The sequence below is a fragment of the Thiohalobacter sp. COW1 genome, assembly GCF_016629505.1.
Taxonomy (GTDB): domain Bacteria; phylum Pseudomonadota; class Gammaproteobacteria; order Thiohalobacterales; family Thiohalobacteraceae; genus Thiohalobacter; species Thiohalobacter thiocyanaticus_A.
Genome location: NZ_AP024239.1, coordinates 2704333 through 2724262 on the forward strand (window position 1 = coordinate 2704333; position 19930 = coordinate 2724262).

General features: G+C 63.9%; 19 protein-coding genes. 9 read left to right on the plus strand and 10 right to left on the minus strand.

Features of this window, described 5'->3' with window-relative positions; translation table 11 throughout:
• Positions 1-122: 122 nt before the first annotated feature.
• From COW1_RS12760 to ntrC, 9 genes are all read left to right on the plus strand, one after another.
• The gene (locus COW1_RS12760) at positions 123-695 is read left to right on the plus strand and encodes a hypothetical protein (RefSeq protein ID WP_096363827.1); all 573 of its coding nucleotides are present in this window, start codon (positions 123-125) and stop codon (positions 693-695) included.
• A gap of 224 nt (positions 696-919) precedes the next feature.
• The gene (locus COW1_RS12765; protein ID WP_201344396.1) at positions 920-1957 is read left to right on the plus strand and encodes a tRNA (5-methylaminomethyl-2-thiouridylate)-methyltransferase; all 1038 of its coding nucleotides are present in this window, start codon (positions 920-922) and stop codon (positions 1955-1957) included.
• On the plus strand, positions 1954-2187 hold the full coding sequence (locus COW1_RS12770; protein WP_201344397.1) for a sulfurtransferase TusA family protein: 234 nt from the start codon (positions 1954-1956) through the stop codon (positions 2185-2187). Before COW1_RS12765 ends, COW1_RS12770 begins: the two co-directional genes overlap by 4 nt.
• A gap of 211 nt (positions 2188-2398) precedes the next feature.
• A complete protein-coding gene (locus COW1_RS12775) occupies positions 2399-3571 on the plus strand; it encodes a cation diffusion facilitator family transporter (RefSeq protein ID WP_201344398.1) in 1173 nt (390 codons plus the stop codon).
• A gap of 229 nt (positions 3572-3800) precedes the next feature.
• The gene (glnA, locus tag COW1_RS12780) at positions 3801-5210 is read left to right on the plus strand and encodes a glutamate--ammonia ligase (protein WP_201344399.1); all 1410 of its coding nucleotides are present in this window, start codon (positions 3801-3803) and stop codon (positions 5208-5210) included.
• Positions 5211-5489: 279 nt separating this feature from the next.
• Entirely contained in the window at positions 5490-6359 is an 870-nt protein-coding gene (locus COW1_RS12785; RefSeq protein WP_201344400.1) for a PEP-CTERM sorting domain-containing protein, read from the plus strand.
• A 154-nt stretch (positions 6360-6513) separates the two neighbouring features.
• A complete protein-coding gene (locus COW1_RS12790) occupies positions 6514-7059 on the plus strand; it encodes a DUF4124 domain-containing protein (protein ID WP_201344401.1) in 546 nt (181 codons plus the stop codon).
• A 229-nt stretch (positions 7060-7288) separates the two neighbouring features.
• Positions 7289-8362, plus strand: coding sequence for a nitrogen regulation protein NR(II) (gene glnL, locus COW1_RS12795; protein WP_201344402.1), 1074 nt, complete (start codon positions 7289-7291; stop codon positions 8360-8362).
• Positions 8359-9792: a nitrogen regulation protein NR(I) gene (gene ntrC / locus COW1_RS12800; protein WP_201344403.1), complete on the plus strand. Its 1434-nt coding sequence runs from the start codon at positions 8359-8361 to the stop codon at positions 9790-9792. Before glnL ends, ntrC begins: the two co-directional genes overlap by 4 nt.
• A 220-nt stretch (positions 9793-10012) precedes the next feature.
• Here ntrC and pilM read toward each other — a convergent pair whose 3' ends face one another.
• The 10 genes from pilM to COW1_RS12850 form a co-directional block, all read right to left on the minus strand.
• Entirely contained in the window at positions 10013-10945 is a 933-nt protein-coding gene (gene pilM, locus COW1_RS12805) for a type IV pilus biogenesis protein PilM (RefSeq protein WP_201344404.1), read from the minus strand.
• A gap of 11 nt (positions 10946-10956) precedes the next feature.
• Positions 10957-12297, minus strand: coding sequence for a hypothetical protein (locus COW1_RS12810; RefSeq protein ID WP_201344405.1), 1341 nt, complete (start codon positions 12295-12297; stop codon positions 10957-10959).
• A 149-nt stretch (positions 12298-12446) separates the two neighbouring features.
• Entirely contained in the window at positions 12447-13001 is a 555-nt protein-coding gene (locus tag COW1_RS12815; protein WP_201344406.1) for a type II secretion system protein J, read from the minus strand.
• Positions 13001-13399 carry a type II secretion system protein gene (locus COW1_RS12820; RefSeq protein WP_201344407.1) on the minus strand — a complete coding sequence of 133 codons (399 nt, stop codon included), beginning with the start codon at positions 13397-13399 and terminating at the stop codon, positions 13001-13003. Before COW1_RS12820 ends, COW1_RS12815 begins: the two co-directional genes overlap by 1 nt.
• 245 nt (positions 13400-13644) lie before the next feature.
• Positions 13645-14088, minus strand: a complete 444-nt coding sequence (locus COW1_RS12825) for a GspH/FimT family protein (protein ID WP_201344408.1) — start codon at positions 14086-14088, stop codon at positions 13645-13647.
• Between the two features lie 95 nt (positions 14089-14183).
• Positions 14184-14555 carry a type II secretion system protein gene (locus COW1_RS17195; RefSeq protein WP_201344409.1) on the minus strand — a complete coding sequence of 124 codons (372 nt, stop codon included), beginning with the start codon at positions 14553-14555 and terminating at the stop codon, positions 14184-14186.
• A gap of 166 nt (positions 14556-14721) precedes the next feature.
• The gene (locus tag COW1_RS12835) at positions 14722-15960 is read right to left on the minus strand and encodes a type II secretion system F family protein (protein ID WP_201344410.1); all 1239 of its coding nucleotides are present in this window, start codon (positions 15958-15960) and stop codon (positions 14722-14724) included.
• 226 nt (positions 15961-16186) lie between these two features.
• Positions 16187-17893 carry a GspE/PulE family protein gene (locus tag COW1_RS12840; protein ID WP_242466434.1) on the minus strand — a complete coding sequence of 569 codons (1707 nt, stop codon included), beginning with the start codon at positions 17891-17893 and terminating at the stop codon, positions 16187-16189.
• A 10-nt stretch (positions 17894-17903) separates the two neighbouring features.
• Positions 17904-19022 (minus strand): tetratricopeptide repeat protein, encoded by a 1119-nt coding sequence (locus tag COW1_RS12845; RefSeq protein ID WP_201344411.1) that lies wholly within the window; start codon positions 19020-19022, stop codon positions 17904-17906.
• A complete protein-coding gene (locus tag COW1_RS12850) occupies positions 19019-19927 on the minus strand; it encodes an ExeA family protein (protein ID WP_201344412.1) in 909 nt (302 codons plus the stop codon). The genes COW1_RS12845 and COW1_RS12850 overlap by 4 nt, the downstream gene beginning before the upstream one ends.
• Positions 19928-19930: the final 3 nt, after the last annotated feature.

The following is a 19930-nucleotide window of genomic DNA, read 5'->3' on the forward strand; positions in this document are numbered from 1 at the left end:
GTATATTGAGTGTCAGGTGCCGCCGGGCAGGCCGTTCAGACCGAACCTGGCCCGGAATCTGCTAGTCAATAAACTGTAAAGGCCCCTGCGGCCCGGACCGATATATTGATTGGGAGGTGCCCATGAAGCTGGTCCTTCACCCCACGTCCACGGCGCAGTGGCAGGCGCTGGTCAACGAGGCCGAACAGGCCTGCGCGACCCACCTCGACCAGGAGTTGCAGAGCTACCTGGTGTTCCTGCTGATGCGGTTCACCTCGCGGCCGGAGCTGGCCGCCCGGGTGATCGCGCTCGATTTTCTCCACGGCATGTCATCCCGCGGCCGGCTGCAGGAGGAACAGCTGCGCGACGTGGGGGATCAGTGCCTGCTGTATTCCGGTTTCTATCCCGAACAGGCCCGCCGCCGGCTGGTGAACCATACCTATTTCGTCGACCTGGGCCGCAGCGCCTACGGCACCCTGGCCGAGCGCCTGCGCCATGCCACGGCCGAGGTCTATGCCCAGCTGGCCGAGGCCTTCGTGCACCTGCGCGATGTGCTGCAGACCATGCGCGAACTCGACCGCGAAGCTGTACTCGACCCCCTGCACAATGCCGAACTATGGCAGCAGACCGGCAGCCGGCGGGCCTTCGCGCAGTATCGGCGCCAGACCGGCGTCATCCCGATCCCGCTGGACGAGGACACGGAAAAACCCCACTGAGCTGATGGCGGTAGCGTCAGGTATGACAACTCGTCTCCGGCCCGGGCGGCGATAACGCAGAGCACGCAAAGGCACAGAGACGCAGAGTTTTCTTATTTTTTCATTCCACTGAGCCTCTGCGCCTTTGCGTGCTCTGCGTTGTTATCACCCAGGATTGGCCATTAACCCGCAGCTGCGGGTAAAATAGCCGGTCCGGCAAATTACCGATCCGCAATCGAAATCCCATGTCACAACGCAAGGCCGTCGCACTCATCTCCGGAGGGCTGGATTCACTCCTTGCCGCCCGCGTCATCATGGAGCAGGGCGTTCATGTGGAGGGGATCAATTTCTTCACCGGCTTCTGCGTGGAGGGGCACACCCACGCCATCCGCAATCAGGACCAGGCCAAACCGAAACGCAACAATGCGCTGTGGGTGGCCGAGCAGCTCGGCATCAAGCTGCACATCGTCGACATCATCGAGGAGTACAAGGATGTCGTCATCAATCCGAAACACGGCTACGGCGCCAATCTCAACCCCTGCCTGGACTGCAAGGTGTTCATGGTCGGCAAGGCGCGCGAGTGGATCGAGGCGCACGGGTTCGATTTCATCATCACCGGCGAAGTGATCGGCCAGCGGCCCAAGTCGCAGCGCGCCGATACCATGCCGGTGGTGGCGCATGAGTCAGGCGCCGAGGATCTGCTGCTGCGTCCGCTGTGCGCGAAGAACCTCCCCGAGACCCTGCCGGAGCGCGAGGGCTGGGTCGAGCGCGAGCGCTTGTATGATTTCAGCGGCCGCTCACGCAAGCCGCAGATGGCGCTGGCACAGCAGTTCGGCTTCGAGGACTATGCACAGCCGGCCGGCGGCTGCTGCTTTCTCACCGACAGGCAGTATTCGACCAAGCTGGCCGATCTGTGGCAGGCGCGCGGCGAGCGTCGCTATGAACTCGATGACATCATGCTGCTCAAGGTCGGCCGGCATATCCGTCCGCGGTCCAATTTCAAGCTGATCATCGGTCGCGACGAGGGCGAGAACAACTTCCTCGAGGGTTACCGCAAGCAGTTCACCCATCTGCGCAGCACCAGTCACAAGGGCCCGCTGGTGCTGCTCGACGGCGAAGTCGACGATGCCGACCTGGAACTGGCCGCGCGCCTGCTGGGCCGCTTCAGTCAGGGGCGTGACGCGGCCGAGGTCGAGGTCGAGATCAACCGCAATGGCGAGAGCAGCATCCGCCGGGTCAGACCGCTGCCGCCGGACGAGATCCGCCAGGACTGGTACCTGTGAGCGAACATACGCTCGACGCCCGCAACATTCTCTGCCCACTGCCGGTGATCCGCACCCAGGATGCGATCGCCGAGCTCGACCCCGGCGATGTGCTGCACGTCAGCTGCACCGACCCCGGTGCGATCAACGACATCCCCACCTGGTGCCGCATCAACGGCCACGAGGTGGTCGGCATCGAGCAGGACGGCCGCGACATCCGCATCAGCGTGAAGGTGGGTTCGACTGAGTGACTGGGCGGCTGCAACGCAGAAGTCGCAAAGGCGCAGAGGCGCAAAGCGATTTATATGTAAATGACATTGCTTCCCTCGCAATGACGCGGCTGAAGAGTGCCCTTCCTTAATACATGTTCCTTTGCGTCTCTGCGTCTCTGCGTCCTTTGCGTTATCATCGCCACACATAAGGTCAACCGGACACGGGCGCAATAAACGAGAGCACAACCCCATGCACGCCCATAGCCACAGCCATGTCCCCGCCACAGCGGGGAATACCGAGCGCTACCGCGAGATCCGCAAGGTCACGCTGATCGGTTCGGTGGTGGACTTAGCCCTGGGCGTGGCCAAGATCGTCGTCGGGCTGATCGCGCACTCGCAGGCGCTGATCGCCGACGGCATCCATTCGCTGTCGGATCTGCTCACCGATTTTCTGGTCATCTTCGCCGCCAAGCATGCCCATCGCGAGGCCGATGCCTCTCACCCCTACGGCCACGGCCGCATCGAGACCCTGATGACGGTGGCGCTGGGCGTGACGCTGATCCTGGTGGCCGGCGGTATCGTCTGGGATGCCGGGCGGAGGTTGTTCCACCCCGACCTGCTGCTGCAGCCCGGCATGGGGGCCATGATCGTCGCCCTGCTCTCGGTGCTGTCCAAGGAGGCGATCTATCATTACACCATGCGGCTGGCGCGGCGGATCAAGTCCAATATGCTGCGCGCCAACGCCTGGCACAGCCGTTCGGATGCCATTTCCTCCATCGTGGTCATGGTGGGCATCGGCGGCACCATGGCCGGCCTGCCCTATCTCGATGCCATTGCCGCCGTGCTGGTGGGTCTTATGGTGGCGAAGATCGGCTGGGACCTGAGTTGGAGCAGTATGCGCGAGCTGATTGACACCGCCCTGGAGGAAGACGAGGTCCAGCAGATCCGCGACACCATCCGCGACGTCGGCGGTGTGCGCGAGTTGCACATGCTGCGCACCCGGCGCAGCGGCAGCGATGCCCTGGTCGATGTGCATGTCCAGGTCGATCCCAGGCTCAGCGTCTCCGAGGGCCACCAGATCGGCGAGCGGGTGCGTCAGACCCTGCTCAGAGACGTCGATGTGGTGGCGGATGTGACGGTGCACGTGGATCCGGAGGACGATTCCCGCGCCTCGCCCTGCAATCACCTGCCGCTGCGCAGCGAACTCCTCGGCCAGTTGCACAGAAACTGGGCCGGGCTCCCGGAAATGGAGCAGGTGCAGGAGATCAACCTGCACTACCTCAATGGCGAGGTGCACATCGACGTGGTACTGCCGCTGGAACTGGATCAGGGCCGCGATGCCGCCCGGGCCCTGGCCGAGCAGCTCAAACAACGTGCGACAACCGTGACCGATATCGGCCGGGTGCGGGTCCTGTTCGCCTGAGATGCACTATACTGGTGCGGGAGCGGCTTTTTGCGCATTGATATGGTGCAGATTGGCAGGTTTGCATCCGAAGGGATGTTGCAGGCCATTGTAATTCAAGGATTATTATCCGTGGCATGCTTCATGCACCAAAGTGAGCACCTGATTCCAGGCGTTCGCGGCACCGGCCCGGAAACCGGGCGCAGCGGCGAACGCCGCAGATAAACTCGTACCTGTGGAGACAAGCGTTATGACAGCAGCGAAGGTTCAGAAACTGATCAAGGACAATGAGGTCCGCTGGGTGGACATGCGGTTCACCGACACCCGGGGCAAGGAGCAGCACGTCACCATTCCGGCCAGCGAGGTCGATGCCGGCTTCTTCAAGGACGGCAAGATGTTCGACGGCTCCAGCATCTCCGGCTGGAAGGGCATCAACGAATCCGACATGATCCTGATGCCGGACAGCACCACCGCGCTGCTGGACCCCTTCAGCGACGAGCCCCAGGTCAACATCCGCTGCGATATCCTGGAGCCCACCACCATGCAGGGCTACGAGCGCGATCCGCGCTCCATCGCCCGACGCGCCGAGGAATACCTGAAATCCACCGGCATCGCCGACAGCGCCCTGTTCGGCCCCGAACCCGAATTCTTCGTGCTGGACGACGTGCGTTGGGGTGCGAACATCGGCGGCGCCTTCTACAAGGTCGACTCCGAGGAAGGCAGCTGGAACACCGAGCGCGTATTCGAGGACGGCAACATGGGCCACCGCCCGAGCGTCAAGGGCGGCTACTTCCCGGTGCCGCCGGTCGACTCGCTGCATGACCTGCGCGGCGCCATGTGCCAGGCCATGGAGGAGATGGGCCTCGAAGTCGAGGTGCATCACCATGAAGTGGCGACCGCCGGCCAGTGCGAGATCGGCGTCGGCGCCAACACCCTGGTGAAAAAGGCCGACGAGGTGCAGATCCTCAAGTACTGCGTGCACAACGTCGCCCACGCCTATGGCAAGACCGCCACCTTCATGCCCAAGCCGCTGGTCGGCGACAACGGCAGCGGCATGCATGTGCACATGTCCCTGGCCAAGGCCGGCAAGAACATCTTCTCCGGCAAGAAGTACGGCGGCCTGTCGGACCAGGCGCTGTACTACATCGGCGGTGTCATCAAGCATGCGCGCGCGCTCAACGCCTTCACCAACGCCTCCACCAACTCCTACAAGCGTCTGGTGCCGGGCTTCGAGGCCCCGGTGATGCTGGCCTACTCGGCCCGCAACCGCTCGGCTTCGATCCGCATCCCGTTTGTCTCCAACCCCAAGGGCCGGCGCATCGAGGTGCGCTTCCCGGATGCCACCGCCAACCCCTACCTGGCATTCACCGCGCTGATGATGGCCGGCCTGGACGGCATCCAGAACAAGATCCATCCCGGCGATGCCATGGACAAGGATCTGTACGATCTCCCGCCGGAGGAAGAGAAGCAGATCCCGCAGGTCTGCCACGCCTTCGACCAGGCACTGGAGGCGCTGGACCAGGACCGCAAGTTCCTCAAGGCCGGCGGTGTGTTCACCGACGATGTCATCGATGCCTACATCAGGCTCAAGATGGAAGAAGTCACGCGACTGCGCATGACCACCCATCCGGTCGAGTTCGACATGTACTACAGCGTCTGATTCCGCACAGGCTGACGCATGCAATCACCCCGCTCCTCATGAGCGGGGTTTTTTGTTTGAGGATCAGTAACTGTTGTGCATACGGCAGGCAATAACGTCAGAATTATTTACAGTACTGGGGTGCGCGGCGTCGATTCTGACCACCAGGGTTGGTATCTATCTGTTTTATAGGAATTACTTATATGGCGGTCTGCATATTGCATTACCTGTAGCCAGTAAACAGGAATTGTGATTATTGTAAAAAAAACTGACGGGTGTTTGCCCGGTGGAGAAGAGAGAATGTACAAAGCAACCACAATCGGTGCAGTGTTGGGGCTGGGACTGTTTGTCTCGGCACAGGCAGCGGAAATCGACGTCCTGTTCTATGGGGGAGATGCCAGCCAGAATAACTTCTACACCAGCATTTCGGCTACGGCTCACACCTATGATCCGGACGGTGATGGTAGTAATACCTGGAATGCCACGATCTGGAACGATGGTGACCCGACCCCGGTTTTCAGCAACTACGATGCCCTGTTCATCGGCAGTCCGGGTAATGCCTTCGGGACCGGTATCAACTTCAACCGCCTGCTCAGTGCCAAGAGCGATATTGAGTCCGCCCGCGGCAGCCGGACCTTCCTGACCGGACAGGACGCCGACTACCATTACAAGGTCAGCCCCGGTCCGGTTGACAACGGGCCGCGCGGTTTCATCATCAATGCCGTCAACTGGGCTGCGAGCGGCACCGGTCTCGGCATCGTCTCCATGACCGATGGCTGGGCGGGCACCGGCAGTTCCTGGTGGCTGGACATCAATTCCTTCCTGCGCGATGAACTGGATGGTTATGCTCAGTATTTCCAGGACGATAGTGTTTATCTTGGTGTTGGTCAGGAAACCTTTCCGATCAATGAGGGCCTGACTTCGGCAGGGCTCAGCAACTGGGGTATTTCCTCGCACTCCGGTTTCCTGGCGTCCATTCCCGGATACGAGACCATCAACTTCGAGAATGCGTCCAGCGGAGGGCGTGCGGTCACCATCGTGACCGAGGGTGAGGCGAGTGGCGGCACTGATCCGGAGGAGGAACCCAGGCCGATACCGGCTCCCGGCACCCTTCTGTTAATCGCCATCAGTGCACTGGGATTGGCTGTGACCCGTCGTCGGCGTGTCTGACAGAGGCTGATTCCCGCAAGTCGTGGCCGCTATCATTCTGATGGTTGCCGTGCGCGACATGACAGTGAACCCCGCTCGATATGAGCGGGGATTTTTATTGAACTGACGCACCAGCGGCCTTGCTGTTTTGCACATCCTGAATTATGTTGGGCCAATGCGCGGGATACTGGTTACCATCGCCCTTGCCGCCAGCCTGGGCGCTGCCGCCCAGGCCGGGACCGTCTACCGTTGGGTGGACGAGGACGGCAGGGTGCATTACAGCGACAGCCCCCGGCCCGGGGCCGAGGCGGTCGAGCTGCGCCAGCCCAATGTCTACGAGGCGCCGAAGAACCTGCCGAAGATCCAGTCCGGTTCCCGAACCCCCGGGGCCGGACCGGCCGGGTATGACTGCCTGGCCATCACCTATCCGGAACCGGACACCGCCTTCTGGGATAACCAGGGCAACTTCAGTCTGCAACTCAGCCTGGAGCCGGCACTGAATACGACCGCCGGACACCGCATCCGGATCAGCCTCGACGGCAAGGTCCAGGGCACCACCCGGAACCTGCAATGGCAGTTCACCGGGGTGGACCGCGGCACCCACAGCGTCCAGGCCGAGGTGGTCGACGGGGACGGAAATACCCTTATCAGCAGTGACCCCATAAACTTCCACCTGCACCAGCAGTCCATCAATCTGCCTGCCCGCAGGACCAATCCCTGATCCGGACTTGGGATGCCAGGCGCCCGGCCTCAATATGCACTATAATGGTGCATTGAAGCCCGCTACCGGGGCGCACTGACCACACGGCCTTTTACAGGGCTTTTTCGCTCGGCAACCGAGCGAATCTCAACCCTCTGTTTCCAATAGCATTAGAGGTGCGCGCCCCGAAATCGGGCAGGGTCGCCGGCGTGCCGTCAGCATGGCCGGATTCTTGCACAGGCCTTGTCACATGAATGTGCAGCTAACGCCGATGACGCGCGAAAAGTCGATCCTGGACAACATCACCACGGCAATCCTGATGGTCGATGCCGGGCTGCGAGTCGAATACATGAACCCGGCCGCCGAGATGCTGCTGGCGCAGAGCGCCAGCCATGCCACCGGCCAGCGCCTGCCGGAACTGCTGCCCGCGGCCGACGCCCTGCTCGACCGGGTCGGCAGCGCCCTGGAGGAGAACCGTACCTACACCGAACGCGAGCTGGTGCTGAAGCTGCACCAGGGTGGAGAGGTGACGGTGGACTGCACCCTGTCGCCGCGCCAGGACAGCGGCCCGCCGTCTCATGTGCTGATCGAACTGATCCAGGTCGACCGCCATCTGCGCATCAGTCGCGAGGAAAATCTGCTGGAACAGAGCCAGGCCATGCGTCAGCTGGTCCGTGGCCTGGCCCACGAGATCAAGAATCCGCTGGGCGGGCTGCGCGGGGCGGCCCAGCTGCTCGAACGCGAACTGGAGTCCGACGAACTGAAGGAATACACCCGCATCATCATCGGCGAGGCCGACCGACTGCGTACCCTGGTCAACCGCATGCTGGGACCGAACAATGTGCCGCACAAGCGCATGAGCAACATTCACCAGGTGCTGGAGCATGTGCGCAGCCTTGTGATCGCCGAGAGCCATCGCGAAATCGGAGTCGAACGCGACTACGACCCCAGCATTCCGGATTTCGAATTCGACCCGGAAATGCTCATCCAGGCCATTCTCAACATCATGCGCAACGCCGCGCGGGCCATGGGCGGACAGGGGGCGATCCTGCTGCGAACGCGAACCCAGCGCCAGTTCACCATCGGACATAACCGCTACCGTCTGGTCCTGCGGCTGGACGTGGAGGACAACGGCCCCGGCATTCCGCCGGAAATGATGGAGACCATCTTCTATCCCCTGGTGACCGGTCATGCCGAGGGCACCGGACTGGGGCTGTCGATCTCACAATCCCTGATCAACCTGCATGGCGGCCTGATCGAATGTGAGAGCGTGCCGGGAAGAACAGTCTTTACCATATTACTACCGCTGGAGCCTGTGGAATGACTGAACAGGAAAGCATCTGGGTGATCGACGACGATCGCTCCATCCGCTGGGTGCTGGAGAAGGCACTCAAGCAGGCCGGAATGGATGTATCGACCTTTGCCAGCGCCACCGGCGTGCTGGATGCACTGGATCAGGGCCATCCCGATGCCCTGGTAAGCGATATACGCATGCCCGGCATCGATGGTCTGGGCCTGCTCAATCAGGTCCGGGAACGATACCCTGATCTCCCGGTCATCATCATGACCGCCCATTCCGATCTGGACAGTGCCGTATCCGCCTACGAGGGCGGTGCCTTCGAATACCTGCCCAAACCCTTTGATGTGGATGAGGCAGTGGCCCTGGTACGGCGTGCCGTCGAGCATCGCCGCAAACAGTTGCGTGAGCAGGCGCCGCGCACGGAAAGCCTGGAAACCCCGGAGATCGTCGGCGAGGCGCCGGCCATGCAGGAGGTCTTCCGTGCCATCGGCCGGCTGTCCCGGTCCAATATTACAGTCCTGATCAACGGCGAATCCGGCACCGGCAAGGAGTTGGTGGCGCATGCCCTGCACCGGCACAGCCCGCGCAGCGAGGCGTCTTTCATCGCGCTCAACATGGCGGCGATCCCGCGCGACCTGTTGGAGTCCGAACTGTTCGGGCACGAACGCGGTGCCTTCACCGGTGCCCAGAACCGCCGCACCGGACGGTTTGAGCAGGCCGACGGCGGCACCCTGTTCCTGGACGAGATCGGCGACATGCCGGCCGAACTGCAGACCCGTCTGCTGCGAGTGCTGGCCGATGGCGAGTTCTACCGCGTCGGCGGGCACACCCCCATCCAGGTGGACGTGCGAATCATTGCCGCGACCCACCAGAACCTGGAGCAGCTGGTGCGCGAAGGGCGCTTCCGCGAAGACCTGTTCCACCGTCTCAACGTGATCCGTATCCATATCCCGCCGGTGCGCGAGCGACGCGAGGACATCCCGCTGCTGCTGCGTTTCTTCCTCGACCGCGCCGCCCGGGAACTGAATGTCGAACCCAAGCAGGTCCGCAGCGAAGTGGTGGAATTCCTGCAGCGCCAGGAATGGCCAGGGAACGTGCGTCAGATCGAGAACCTGTGCCGTTGGCTGACCGTGATGGCCTCCAGCCAGGAGGTGCATATGGACGATCTGCCACCGGAACTGCTGGCCGAGGCCCCAGGCATGGTTGACGAGGGCACGGACTGGGAACGCGCCCTGCAGCAGTGGGCCGAGCGTGAGCTCGGGCGCGGCGAGAGCAGCCTGCTGGACCGTGCCACGCCTGCCTTCGAGCGCATCATGATCGAGGCCGCACTGCGCCAGACCCACGGCCGGCGTCAGGACGCTGCCCGTCTGCTCGGCTGGGGGCGCAATACCCTCACGCGCAAGATCAAGGAACTGGAACTCGATGAGATGAAAGGGCAGACGGTGGGTCATTGACCAGTCCAGTCAATAGCGCACATGTCGGGATACGCGCAATCCTGCCGGCATATCCGACCCGACGTTTGGGTATGATCGTCATTGCGAGGCGCAATAGCGCCGCGGCAATCACTTGTCGGATGAGTCTGTGTTACGCGATTGCTTCGCGAGGCTCGCAATGACGCGTTCAGTGAGGTAGGTCGGGTTACGCTGCGCCAGCCCGACCTGCGTATTCAGGTTCTCACAAGGCCTTGCCTTCCTCCCGCAGTGCCGCACCGACCGCCAGCAGCCCGTGCGCCCAGGTCTCGGTATCGATCTCGGCGCCGGGGAAGATCAAACCGGGCTCGAGCAGCCGGCCCTCCAGACCGACCTGTCCGTGCAGTTCGCTGACCAGCCCGGGCAGGGCCTCGGCCGTCGGCGCGATGTAGAGATGGTTGATCGGTGCCTGCTGGAAATAGCGGTCGTAATAATCCATGGAGCGCTGGATCTCGAGTGCCAGGCTGGACACGGCCATGGTACGGCGATCGGGGTCCGGATCAGCCAGTGCCGCGTGCCCCAGTTCGATGGTTCGCGCCAGGTACAGGGTGTTGTCGCGGCAGAGCGCAATCAGGCCGCGGTCGGCTTCCAGGTACATCAGCGCCACGCCCTGTTCCTGTTCCGGCAGGCGGGCAGCGATATTGCGCAGGGCCAGTTCCGGGATGTCGATAACCGCCAGCGACAGACCGGCCTGCTGTACCGCCGCGTCGATATGCTGGACCTGGATGGCGCGGGTGACGACCACATAAACCTGCTCCTGTGCGCCGCCGGCACCGCTGGGCGGGGCGTCGAACACGTCCACCACCGCATCGTCGATGTGAAAGTCGATCAGATCCTTGATCTGCCAGCGCACCGCTGCCTTGACCTCGTTGGGCGGTACCTTGGGCATGTCCACCAGCAGCAACTGGTAGCTGCCCAACGGCAGGACGCAGTGCAGTGCGGCGCGGCCGGTTCTGTGCTCACGCATGAGTTGTTCCAGGGTCTCGGCATCATCCGTTCCGGGCCTGTGCGCCAGATCCAGCAGCCGGGGTGAATCTGCGCTGCCGTTGATCCGCGCCAGGCTGGCGCCGGAGTTGCGCAGCAGCACCCCGGCCTTCTCGCCGTTGCCGCTTTTGTTGAGGAAAGAGAATATGGCCATGGCTAACGTCCCTAATTGATGATTTCCCACCAGCGCAGCAGGCTCACGCCTCCGCTGCCGCTGCCGTCCATGTAGTGGACATCGTTGAGTGATTCCGTGCTTTCCGTGGTGGCAGACCAGTTGCTGCCATTGTAGTGCAGCACCCGGCCGTCATCTCCTACGGCCAGACAGCTGCCGCTGTCGTTGCAGTCGATGCCGTTGAGGTTGCGTGCCCCGCTGGTGCTATGGCTGACTGATGACCAGCTGCCGCCGGCGCGGCGCAGCAGGGTATAGCTGTTGCCACCGAGACGTTCACCGACTGCCCAGCAGTCGTCTGTCGCAATACAGTCCACGGCATACAGATCTCTTGCGGGCGGACTGACCAGGAAATTATTGGACCAGCCGCTGCCGGAGCGGCGGTAGATGGTGTAGCGGTTCCCGCTGCTGTTGCCGACCGCCCAGCAATCGTTGTCAGTGGGGCAGGCAATGCCGTTGACCGGGTTGCCAACAGAAGTCTCGTTTGACCAGCCGCCGGCCCAGCGGCTGAGGAGGCCGGATTCGGCGGTGGCATGACAGGTGGCGGCGGTGCAGGAGATGGAGAGATACTGATCCGAGGCGAGCTGCGCCTCGCTGAGCCCCCAGCTGGTACCGTTCCACAGAGCAATCCCGCGATAGGGAAAGATGATGAATACGCCCCATCCGGTTGCCAGACAGTCATCGATGTCGGTGCGGCAGGCAACATCCGTGTAGGCAAGGTTACCGTTGGTGTTGCTGGTCCAGCTGCTGCCATCCCAGAGGGTGTAATGATCATTGTCGGCGACCGCAATACAGTTGTTCTGGTCGGGGCAGTCAATGCCGCTGAAATTGCCCGTGGTACCACTGACGACACTGCTCCAGCTGCTGCCATCCCAATGCAGAATGGTACCGTTGTTGCCCACGGCGATTGCGGCGACGCCGCCGCCCGGACTCAACAGGCCTTCCACTGTGCGCTCTGCTCGCAGATCGGAGCCACCGAACAGCACCCGTCCCGTGACCCGCACGCGGCAGTCGCCGCTGACATCCGTGGCCTGAGTGACCTGGAAATCGCCGCGTCCGAAGCTCACCGTCGAGCCCATGACCAGGTTGATGCAGGTGACGCCGTTGGCCAGGCGCTGGGCGGCGTGCTCCATGCCGGACTCGGCCAGAAACAGGGCATCGACCGCATCGGCCTGCAGGGCCGAGTCGGTCACGTTGGTCGCAGACAGGCGCAGGGTGGCATCACCCAGTACCACCATCACCACCACCAGAAACACGGCCGCCACCACCAGCGCCGCCCCGCGCTGGCGGATGGGGGGGGGTGTACCGACCGGATGTGACAGGGCGGTACGGCGCATTCCTGCGCCACGACGCACTGAGATCAGCCCAGCGCCTGCGTCATCCCGGCGCAGGCCGGGATCCAGAATCCGCCTGCGTGGGGAAATCATGGATTCCGGCCTGCGCCGGATTGACGAAAAAAGCGATCTCTGCCTTGACCTGAGGCGCTTCATTGCTGGTTCCTCAAAGCGACCCGGGTGCGCTGGGGATAGCTGTTGCCGTTGGTATCCTGCAGCACCAGTTCGAACTCGACGAAGGCAATGTCGGCAGTGGTGGTTGCGGCGGTGACGCCGTCGGCCTGGTAGTAGGCCAGGCTGAAATTGCTGACCTGGTCGGTAAGCGTCTGCGCACCAGAAGGCGTGTCGTATTCCAGCGTGATCGGATTGGTGCTGCCGTCGATGCTGACGGTGGTCACGGTCACACCGTCGGCTTCCAGCCGATCAAAGCTCAGGCCAGTCGCGGTGGGGAAGCCATTGAAATCATACTGCGATGGCGCGGCCGGATCCCGGCGCACGCTGCGGATCTCGCGCGCCAGGCGCTCGCTGGCCAGGCGCAGTTTGCTCAGGGTGGTGACGACGGTGCGACTGTCGATGAAGGCCCGCGCGCCGTGGCTGATGGTATAGGCGGTCACGCCGCCGAGGATCGACAGTATCAGGAGAGTGACCACCATCTCGATAAGGGTGAAGCCGCGGCTGCAGCGGTCCAGTGGCATCGGTGTGCGCATCAGTAGTTCGCCACCATGAGCGTGGTCTCGGCACGGACCTGGCCGTCGCTGTCGGTCACGGTGATCACCACCTGGCGGCAGTCGGCCACCGGGCAGGCCGCGCCGGCGTAGGCCGAGACCGCGGTGGTGCGGGTATAGCCGGTGTAGTTGCCGGAGAGGGTTTCCGTACTGGTTCCGGCTGGCACTGCGCTGTAGTCATTGAGCCGGCGGTCGGCCAGCAGCTGCTCGGCACGGGCCTGCGCCAGCTGACTGGCGGTCTGGATGCGCTCGTCCAGCATCCAACTCTGCGCGCTCTGCATGAACTGACTGCCGATGGCCAGCGAGGCCAGCGCCAGGATGACGATCACCATGACCAGCTCGATCAGACTGAAGCCGGTTTGCCTTTCAGAAATGGCCACGGAAAACACGGAATGTTCAAATCTGCCATGAGATCCACCATTACCGTCATCCCGGCGCAGGCCGGGATCCAGGCATCCACCGAAGCCTGTATGGAAAGACTCTGACGACCCTGTCAACCCGGCGCAGACCGGGTTGAACCGGCCGCAGCGGTTACTGGATCCCGGCCTGCGCCGGGATGACGGGGAGCTTGATCGCTCCTTGTGGCTATTCACGTCCGTGCTTTCCGTGTTTTCCGTGGTGCTCTTCATGGCCCGCTCACGAAGCCGGTCACCGGCGCAACGCTCACCGCCACCGTGTCACTGCTGCCGCTGAGACTGAAACCAACGGCCGCGCTGGTGAGACTGCCGCCGCTGACCGGCCGGCCCAGGGAGTCGAACTCGACCGGTCCGCCGCTGAGGCTGACGCCGTTATCCAGTGCCTGGATGAAGTCTTCATGGGTGGCCGGATCGAGGATGACACTGGCACCGTCGGTGACCCGGTAACCGCCGCCGATGGATTCCAGACGCAGCGTCCGGCCCTGCTGCATGGCCAGCATCTGGGTATGACGCAGATCACGTGCCAGCTGTTCGGCCTGGGTGCTGACCGTGGCATCGCCGAATGACCAGCGGGTGCCGACATAGGCCGCCAGCACGGCCATGACCAGCATGACCACGATCAGTTCGATCAGTGTGAATCCCTGTTGCCGCATGACGCCGTTTCCTTCCGGTGCCCGGGACGCAAAAGGGTGGGCACGATGGCCCACCCTCTTGCACGCACTTACAGCCAGTGGGCCGTCAGGCCGTATCAGATGTTCCCGACACAGCGGATGGTATCGCCGGCCGCGCTGCTTGCGGTCGAACAGTTGGTGTCGGTGAAGGTCGGCACCACCGAGATGTTGCCGCCGATGTCCACATTGATGCCGTTACCACCGCCGGCGACCGCGACATTCTCACCCTGGATGTAGGTCTCCAACTCGGTCAGGGTGGGGAATCGCTTCAGATCGGCGATGGCCACAGCGTGGGCGGCCTTGACCGCGCCGCTCATGCCGCGCTCAGCAGCATCCTGGGCGTCGGATTCGAGATCAACGAAGATCGGCGTGGCAATGGCGCCCAGAATGCCGAGGATGACGATCACCATCACCAGCTCGATCAGAGTAAAACCGGATTGACGTTTCATGTTCGTGCTCCTTTGGTCGTAATATCATCCACATGGGGTCACTGCCCTGTGTATGGGGGTTAGCGTCCGCCGTCTTGAAAACCTTTAGGGATCAGGCGCTAACTTTTTTATGGGCCAGAGGCATTCCCCTCACCCCTGCCCCCTCTCCCGAGGGGAGGGGACGGGATCAGGTCCCCGGCGTCGGCTTGCCCAGGATGGCGCCCGCCATGCCCCACATGGGCAGGAAGATGCCCAGCGCGAGCACCAGCACCATGATGCCGATGACCACGGTCAGGATGGGCTCGATGCTGCCGGCCAGGCGCTCGATGCTGTATTCCACCTCCTGGTCGTAGTAGCGGGCGACCTCGCCCAGCAGTTCGTCCAGGGTGCCGGACTGCTCGCCCACCGCCATCATCTGCAGCACCAGCGGATCAAACAGCCCGGAGGCCATCGCGGTGTTGGTGATGGAATCGCCGCGCTCGATGCCGGTGCGCATGGCCAGTACCCGGTCTTCGAAATAGGAGTTGTCCACCGCCTTGGAGATCACGGTGAGCGTGGTCATCAGCGGCACCCCGGCCTTGTGCGCCAGGCTGAACAGACGCGCATAGCGCGACAGGGTGGCTTTCTCCAGTACCGTGCCGACCAGCGGCAGGCGCAGCTTGAAGCGGTCCCAGCGGTAGCGGCCGCTCTCGCTGTTCAGGTACATCCGCAGACCGAAGAAGCTCCCGATGAGCAGGGCCAGCAACACCGGCCACTGATTGACGAAGAAATCCGACATGCCGATCAGGAAGCGGGTCATCATCGGCAACTCGGCATCGTAGCGGGCGAATACATCACTGAAGGCCGGGATGACGAACACATTGATGATGGCCAGTGCGATGGCAATGGCGCTGATCACGAAGATCGGATAGCGCAGGGCCGACTTGATCTGGTCACGGGTCTTCTTCTCGCGTTCAAGGTAGTAGGCCAGTTGCAGGAAGATCTCTTCCAGCTGACCGGTGGTCTCGCCGACCCGCACCAGGCTTATATAGAAGGAGCTGAAGATGGCCTCATGCCGGGCCAGGGCGCTGGCCAGGTCATGACCGGCCTCGAGCATGTCGCTGATCCCGGCCAGGGCTTTAGCCAGGGTGCGGTTGCGGGTGGTGCCGGTCAGGCCGTTGAGCGCCGACAGGATGGGCACGCCGGCGCGCAGCAGACTGTGCATCTGGCGGCTGAACTGGATCAGGTCGGCGAGTTTGACCTTCTCGGGGAAGATGTCGTTGAGGTCGCGGTTCCAGTGACTCTTAACCTGCGCCGGCTGGATCTCGATCGGCACCAGCCCGCCTTCGATCAGACGGCCGGCCACAGCATCGACGGTGTTGGCCTCCACCCTGCCCTCGATCGCATCCCCGCGCGGCCCACGGGCCTTGTACTCAAACAGCGGCATGTGGATATCCCTGAGTGTGCGGTATTAACGCAGAGGGCGCGGAGACGCGGAGGCGCAAAGGCAATATAATATTGCACAGCCTCTTCGCCTGAAGAGGCAAGAGTGTGGCAACGCGGCTGAACAGCACATCCACGATTCTGCCATTTTTAAAACACTCTGCGCCTCTGCGCCTCTGCGCCTCTGCGCCTCTGCGTCCTCTGCGTCCTCTGCGTTTCCATAACCCGGCTCACTCAATCCAACCCGTCAGGCGCATGGCCTCCTCCAGCGAGGTCTGGCCCTCGCCGGCCAGGTCGAGGGCGTGGTGGACCAGCGGCCGGTAGCGGTTGTCGGCCTGGCTGATGCGCTCGAAGGCGCTCTGGTCGTTCTGGCGCAGGGCATCGATCAGGTCGGGGCTCAGATCCAGGATCTCGTAGACGCCGGTGCGGCCACGGTAGCCGGTGTGGTTGCACTTGTTGCAGCCTGTGCCTTCATAGAAGGTGGCGGGCGTCGTGTCCCTGCCCTCCAGGGCCTGCAACCAGGCATGCTCGGCGGCCGTGGGCGTGTGTTCGTTGCGACAACTCTCGCACAGGGTGCGCACCAGCCGTTGGGCGACTATGGCGCTGACCGAGGAGGCCACCAGGTAGGGTTCCAGACCCATGTCGATGAGGCGGATGGCACTGCTGACCGCGTCATTGGTGTGCAGGGTGGACAGCACCAGATGGCCGGTGAGCGAGGCGCGCAGGGCGATCTCGCCGGTCTCCTGATCGCGTATCTCGCCGACCAGGATGATGTCGGGGTCCAGGCGCAGGGTGGTGCGCAGCACCTCGGCAAAGCCGAGGCCGATCTTGGGATTGACCTGGACCTGGTTGACCCGCGACATCTGGATCTCGACCGGGTCCTCGACGGTGATGATCTTCTTCTGCGGCCGGTTCAACTCGCCCAGCGCGGCGTAGAGCGTGGTGGTCTTGCCGCTGCCGGTCGGGCCGGTGACCAGCACCAGGCCGTGCGGCTTGTGGATCTGGCGGCGGAAGCTGGTCAGCACCGCCGCCGGCATGCCCAGGTCGTCCAGGTTGAAGCGTCCGGCGTCCTGGTCCAGCAGGCGCAGCACCGCGGCCTCGCCGTTCTGGGTCGGCACGGTGGCCATGCGCACGTCGATCTGGGTGTCCTTCACCTTCAGTGTGAAGCGCCCGTCCTGTGGCTTGCGCCGCTCGGAGATGTCGCCGCCGGCCATGAGCTTGAGCCGTGAGACCAGGGCGGCGGCGATGCGCTTCTCGTCCATCACCTGTTCGTGCAGCACGCCGTCGACGCGGCGGCGGATGCGCAACACGTCCTCGTCGGGCTCGATGTGGATATCCGAGGCCTTGGCGCGGACTGCATCCTCGAAAATCGTCTGCAGCAGCTTGACCACCGGGGCATCGGACTGGCTGGATTCGGCGGTCAGGTTGCCCAGGTCGAAGGCGTTCTCGGACAGATCCTGGCCGATCTCGGAGGCCAGGTTGCGGATCTGGGCGCCATGCTCGTACATCTGATCGATGGCGTGCAGCAGATCGGACTCCTTGACCACGGCCAGGGTGAGCGGGCGCTTGAGCACCCGGGCCAGTTCGTCGAAGGCGAAGATGTCGGTGGGATCGCCCATGCCGACCAGCAGACCGGTCGGGGTCTCCTTCAGTACCAGGGCGCGGTAGCGGCGGGCGAAGGTCTCGGGCAGCCGCTGCACCACGGACGGATTGAGCTCGAAGGTGCCCAGGTCGATGTAGGGCATGTCCAGCTGTTCGGACAGCAGTTTGAGCAGTGCATCCTCCTGTACATAACCGTGATCGATCAGCACCCGGCCGAGCTTGCGGCCGCTTTTCTTCTGCTCGGCCAACGCGGCCGAGAGCTGGGACTCGGAAATGATCCGGTGCTCGACCAGCAGGTCGCCGATGCGGACTTTCTTGGGCGCGGCCATAGGCATATCCGTTTCCTTACTGGCGTCCGAGGAGATAATTGAGTTGCTGCAGCCGTTGCTCGGCGTAGCGGCGGGCGTCCGGGTTCAGGCCCGGGTTCTCGATGGCACTGCGGTAGGCGCCGGCGGCACGCGGCAGTTCGCCGCTGCCTTCCAGCGCCAGGCCGAGGCCCAGCCACCAGGCCGCGCGCTGTGGCGCCAGCGACAGGGCGCTGCGGTAGCTCGCGGCGGCGTCGGTGTAACGCTGGTTGCGCTGATAGACCCCCGCCAGCAGAGCCAGGTAGTCGGCATTGTCGGCGGCGTTGACCAGGGCGGTTTCCAGCACCTCGATGGCGGCCGTGTCGCGGCCCTGCTCCAGGATCAGGCGGGCATACGGACGGGCCAGGGAGGGGGCCTGCGGGTGGCGCTCGAGGCCGGCGGCGAGTACCTGCTCGGCCTCGCGCCGGCGGCCCTGGTAGATCAGTACCCCGGTCAGGGACTCGCGCGCGCGCAGGTGCCACGCGTCGGTCTGGAGCGCGGCCTGCAGGCTCTGCTCGGCCAGTCGCCACTGACCCTGTCCGAGGGCCGCGATGCCCTCGGCGAAATGTTGTTCGGCGACCTCGGTCGCGCTGAGCGGGCGCGGCGTCTTGCGCATGCTCGGGGCGGCTGTCGCAGCGGCTGTTTCCGCCGCGGCAGCCGCGGCGTCATTCCGGCCGGGTTCTCCGGCTGTCGTCACGGGTGGCGTTGTCGAAGCCGCCGGTTCGGGCGGAGACGGGCGGACGACGGTCGACGCAGAGCGGGTGTTATCCGCCACGGCCCCGGTCTGGACGTCTGTGCCCGGCGCCGGTGTGGACGATACAGGCACGTCCGCAGCCAGCCGCAGCGGCGATGCCGTTTGCACAATCGGCGGTTCCGATGCCTCGACCGCTGCCGGACGGGGGCGCTCGCTGGCCACGGTGGATTGCTGCGGTGGCTGCAGGTAGACCCAGGCCAGGGTGCCGACCAGACCGAGCAGGACCAGCGTCCCGAGAGCGATGCCGGCCTTGTGGGCCGAGCGCGTGGCCGGCGGTGCCGAACGCAGGCCGTCCAGGGCCGCATCCAGCGGCTGTGCCTCGCGGCGCGCGTCGAGATCGCGCAGGACCTGGTTGACCAGACTCATGCCAGCGCCCCCAGCAGCAGGAAGGCGCCGGCCCCGGCGCCGGCGACACCGGCCGCGCCCAGGGTCAGGCGCCAGCCGGAGAACAGGCCGGTCGGGGCGGCGTCCTCGGTATCATGGATGGCGCGGCGCACATCACGATCCGTGACCCGATGTCCGCCGGTGCCGAACGCCGACATCAGGGCCTTGTGGCCGAGGATGTTGATCAGGCGCGGGATGCCGCGGCCGGCCCGGTGCAGCCGGCGCAGGGCGCGCGGGGCGAACAGCCCGGCCTCGGGCCGGCCGGCCGCGGCCAGCCGGTGCTGCACATAGGCGCGGGTTTCACTTGCGGTCAGGGGCCGCAGTCGATAACTGAAGATGATGCGCTGCCTGAGCTGGCGGATGCGCGGCTGCTCCAGCCGGGCGTCCAGTTCGGGCTGGCCGAACAGCACCACCAGCAGCAGTTTCTGCTTTTCGGTCTCCAGGTTGGTCAGCAGCCGTATCGCCTCCAGCGTCTCGTCCGGCAGGGCCTGGGCCTCGTCGATGAGCAGCACCACCTGCCTGCCGGCGGCGGCCAGTTCCAGCAGGCGGTCGGTGATCAGTTTCAGCAGCCGGTGCTGGCCCAGGTTGCGGGGGAATTCCAGCCCCAGTTCCTCGGCGAAGGCCATGCGCAGGGCGGTGGCGTTGACGAAGGGGTTGGGCAGCCAGGCGGTGACGGTGTTCTCGTCCAGGCTGTTGAGCAGCTTGCGGCACAGCAGCGTCTTGCCGGTACCGACCTCGCCGGTGACCTTGATGAAACCGGTGCCGCTGCGCAGCGCGACCAGCAGCGTGTTCAACGCCTCCTGGTGGCTGGGCGATTCAAAATAGAAACCGGTATCCGGCGTGAGATTGAATGGCGCCTCGCGCAGTCGGAAGTGTTCGAGGTACATTCC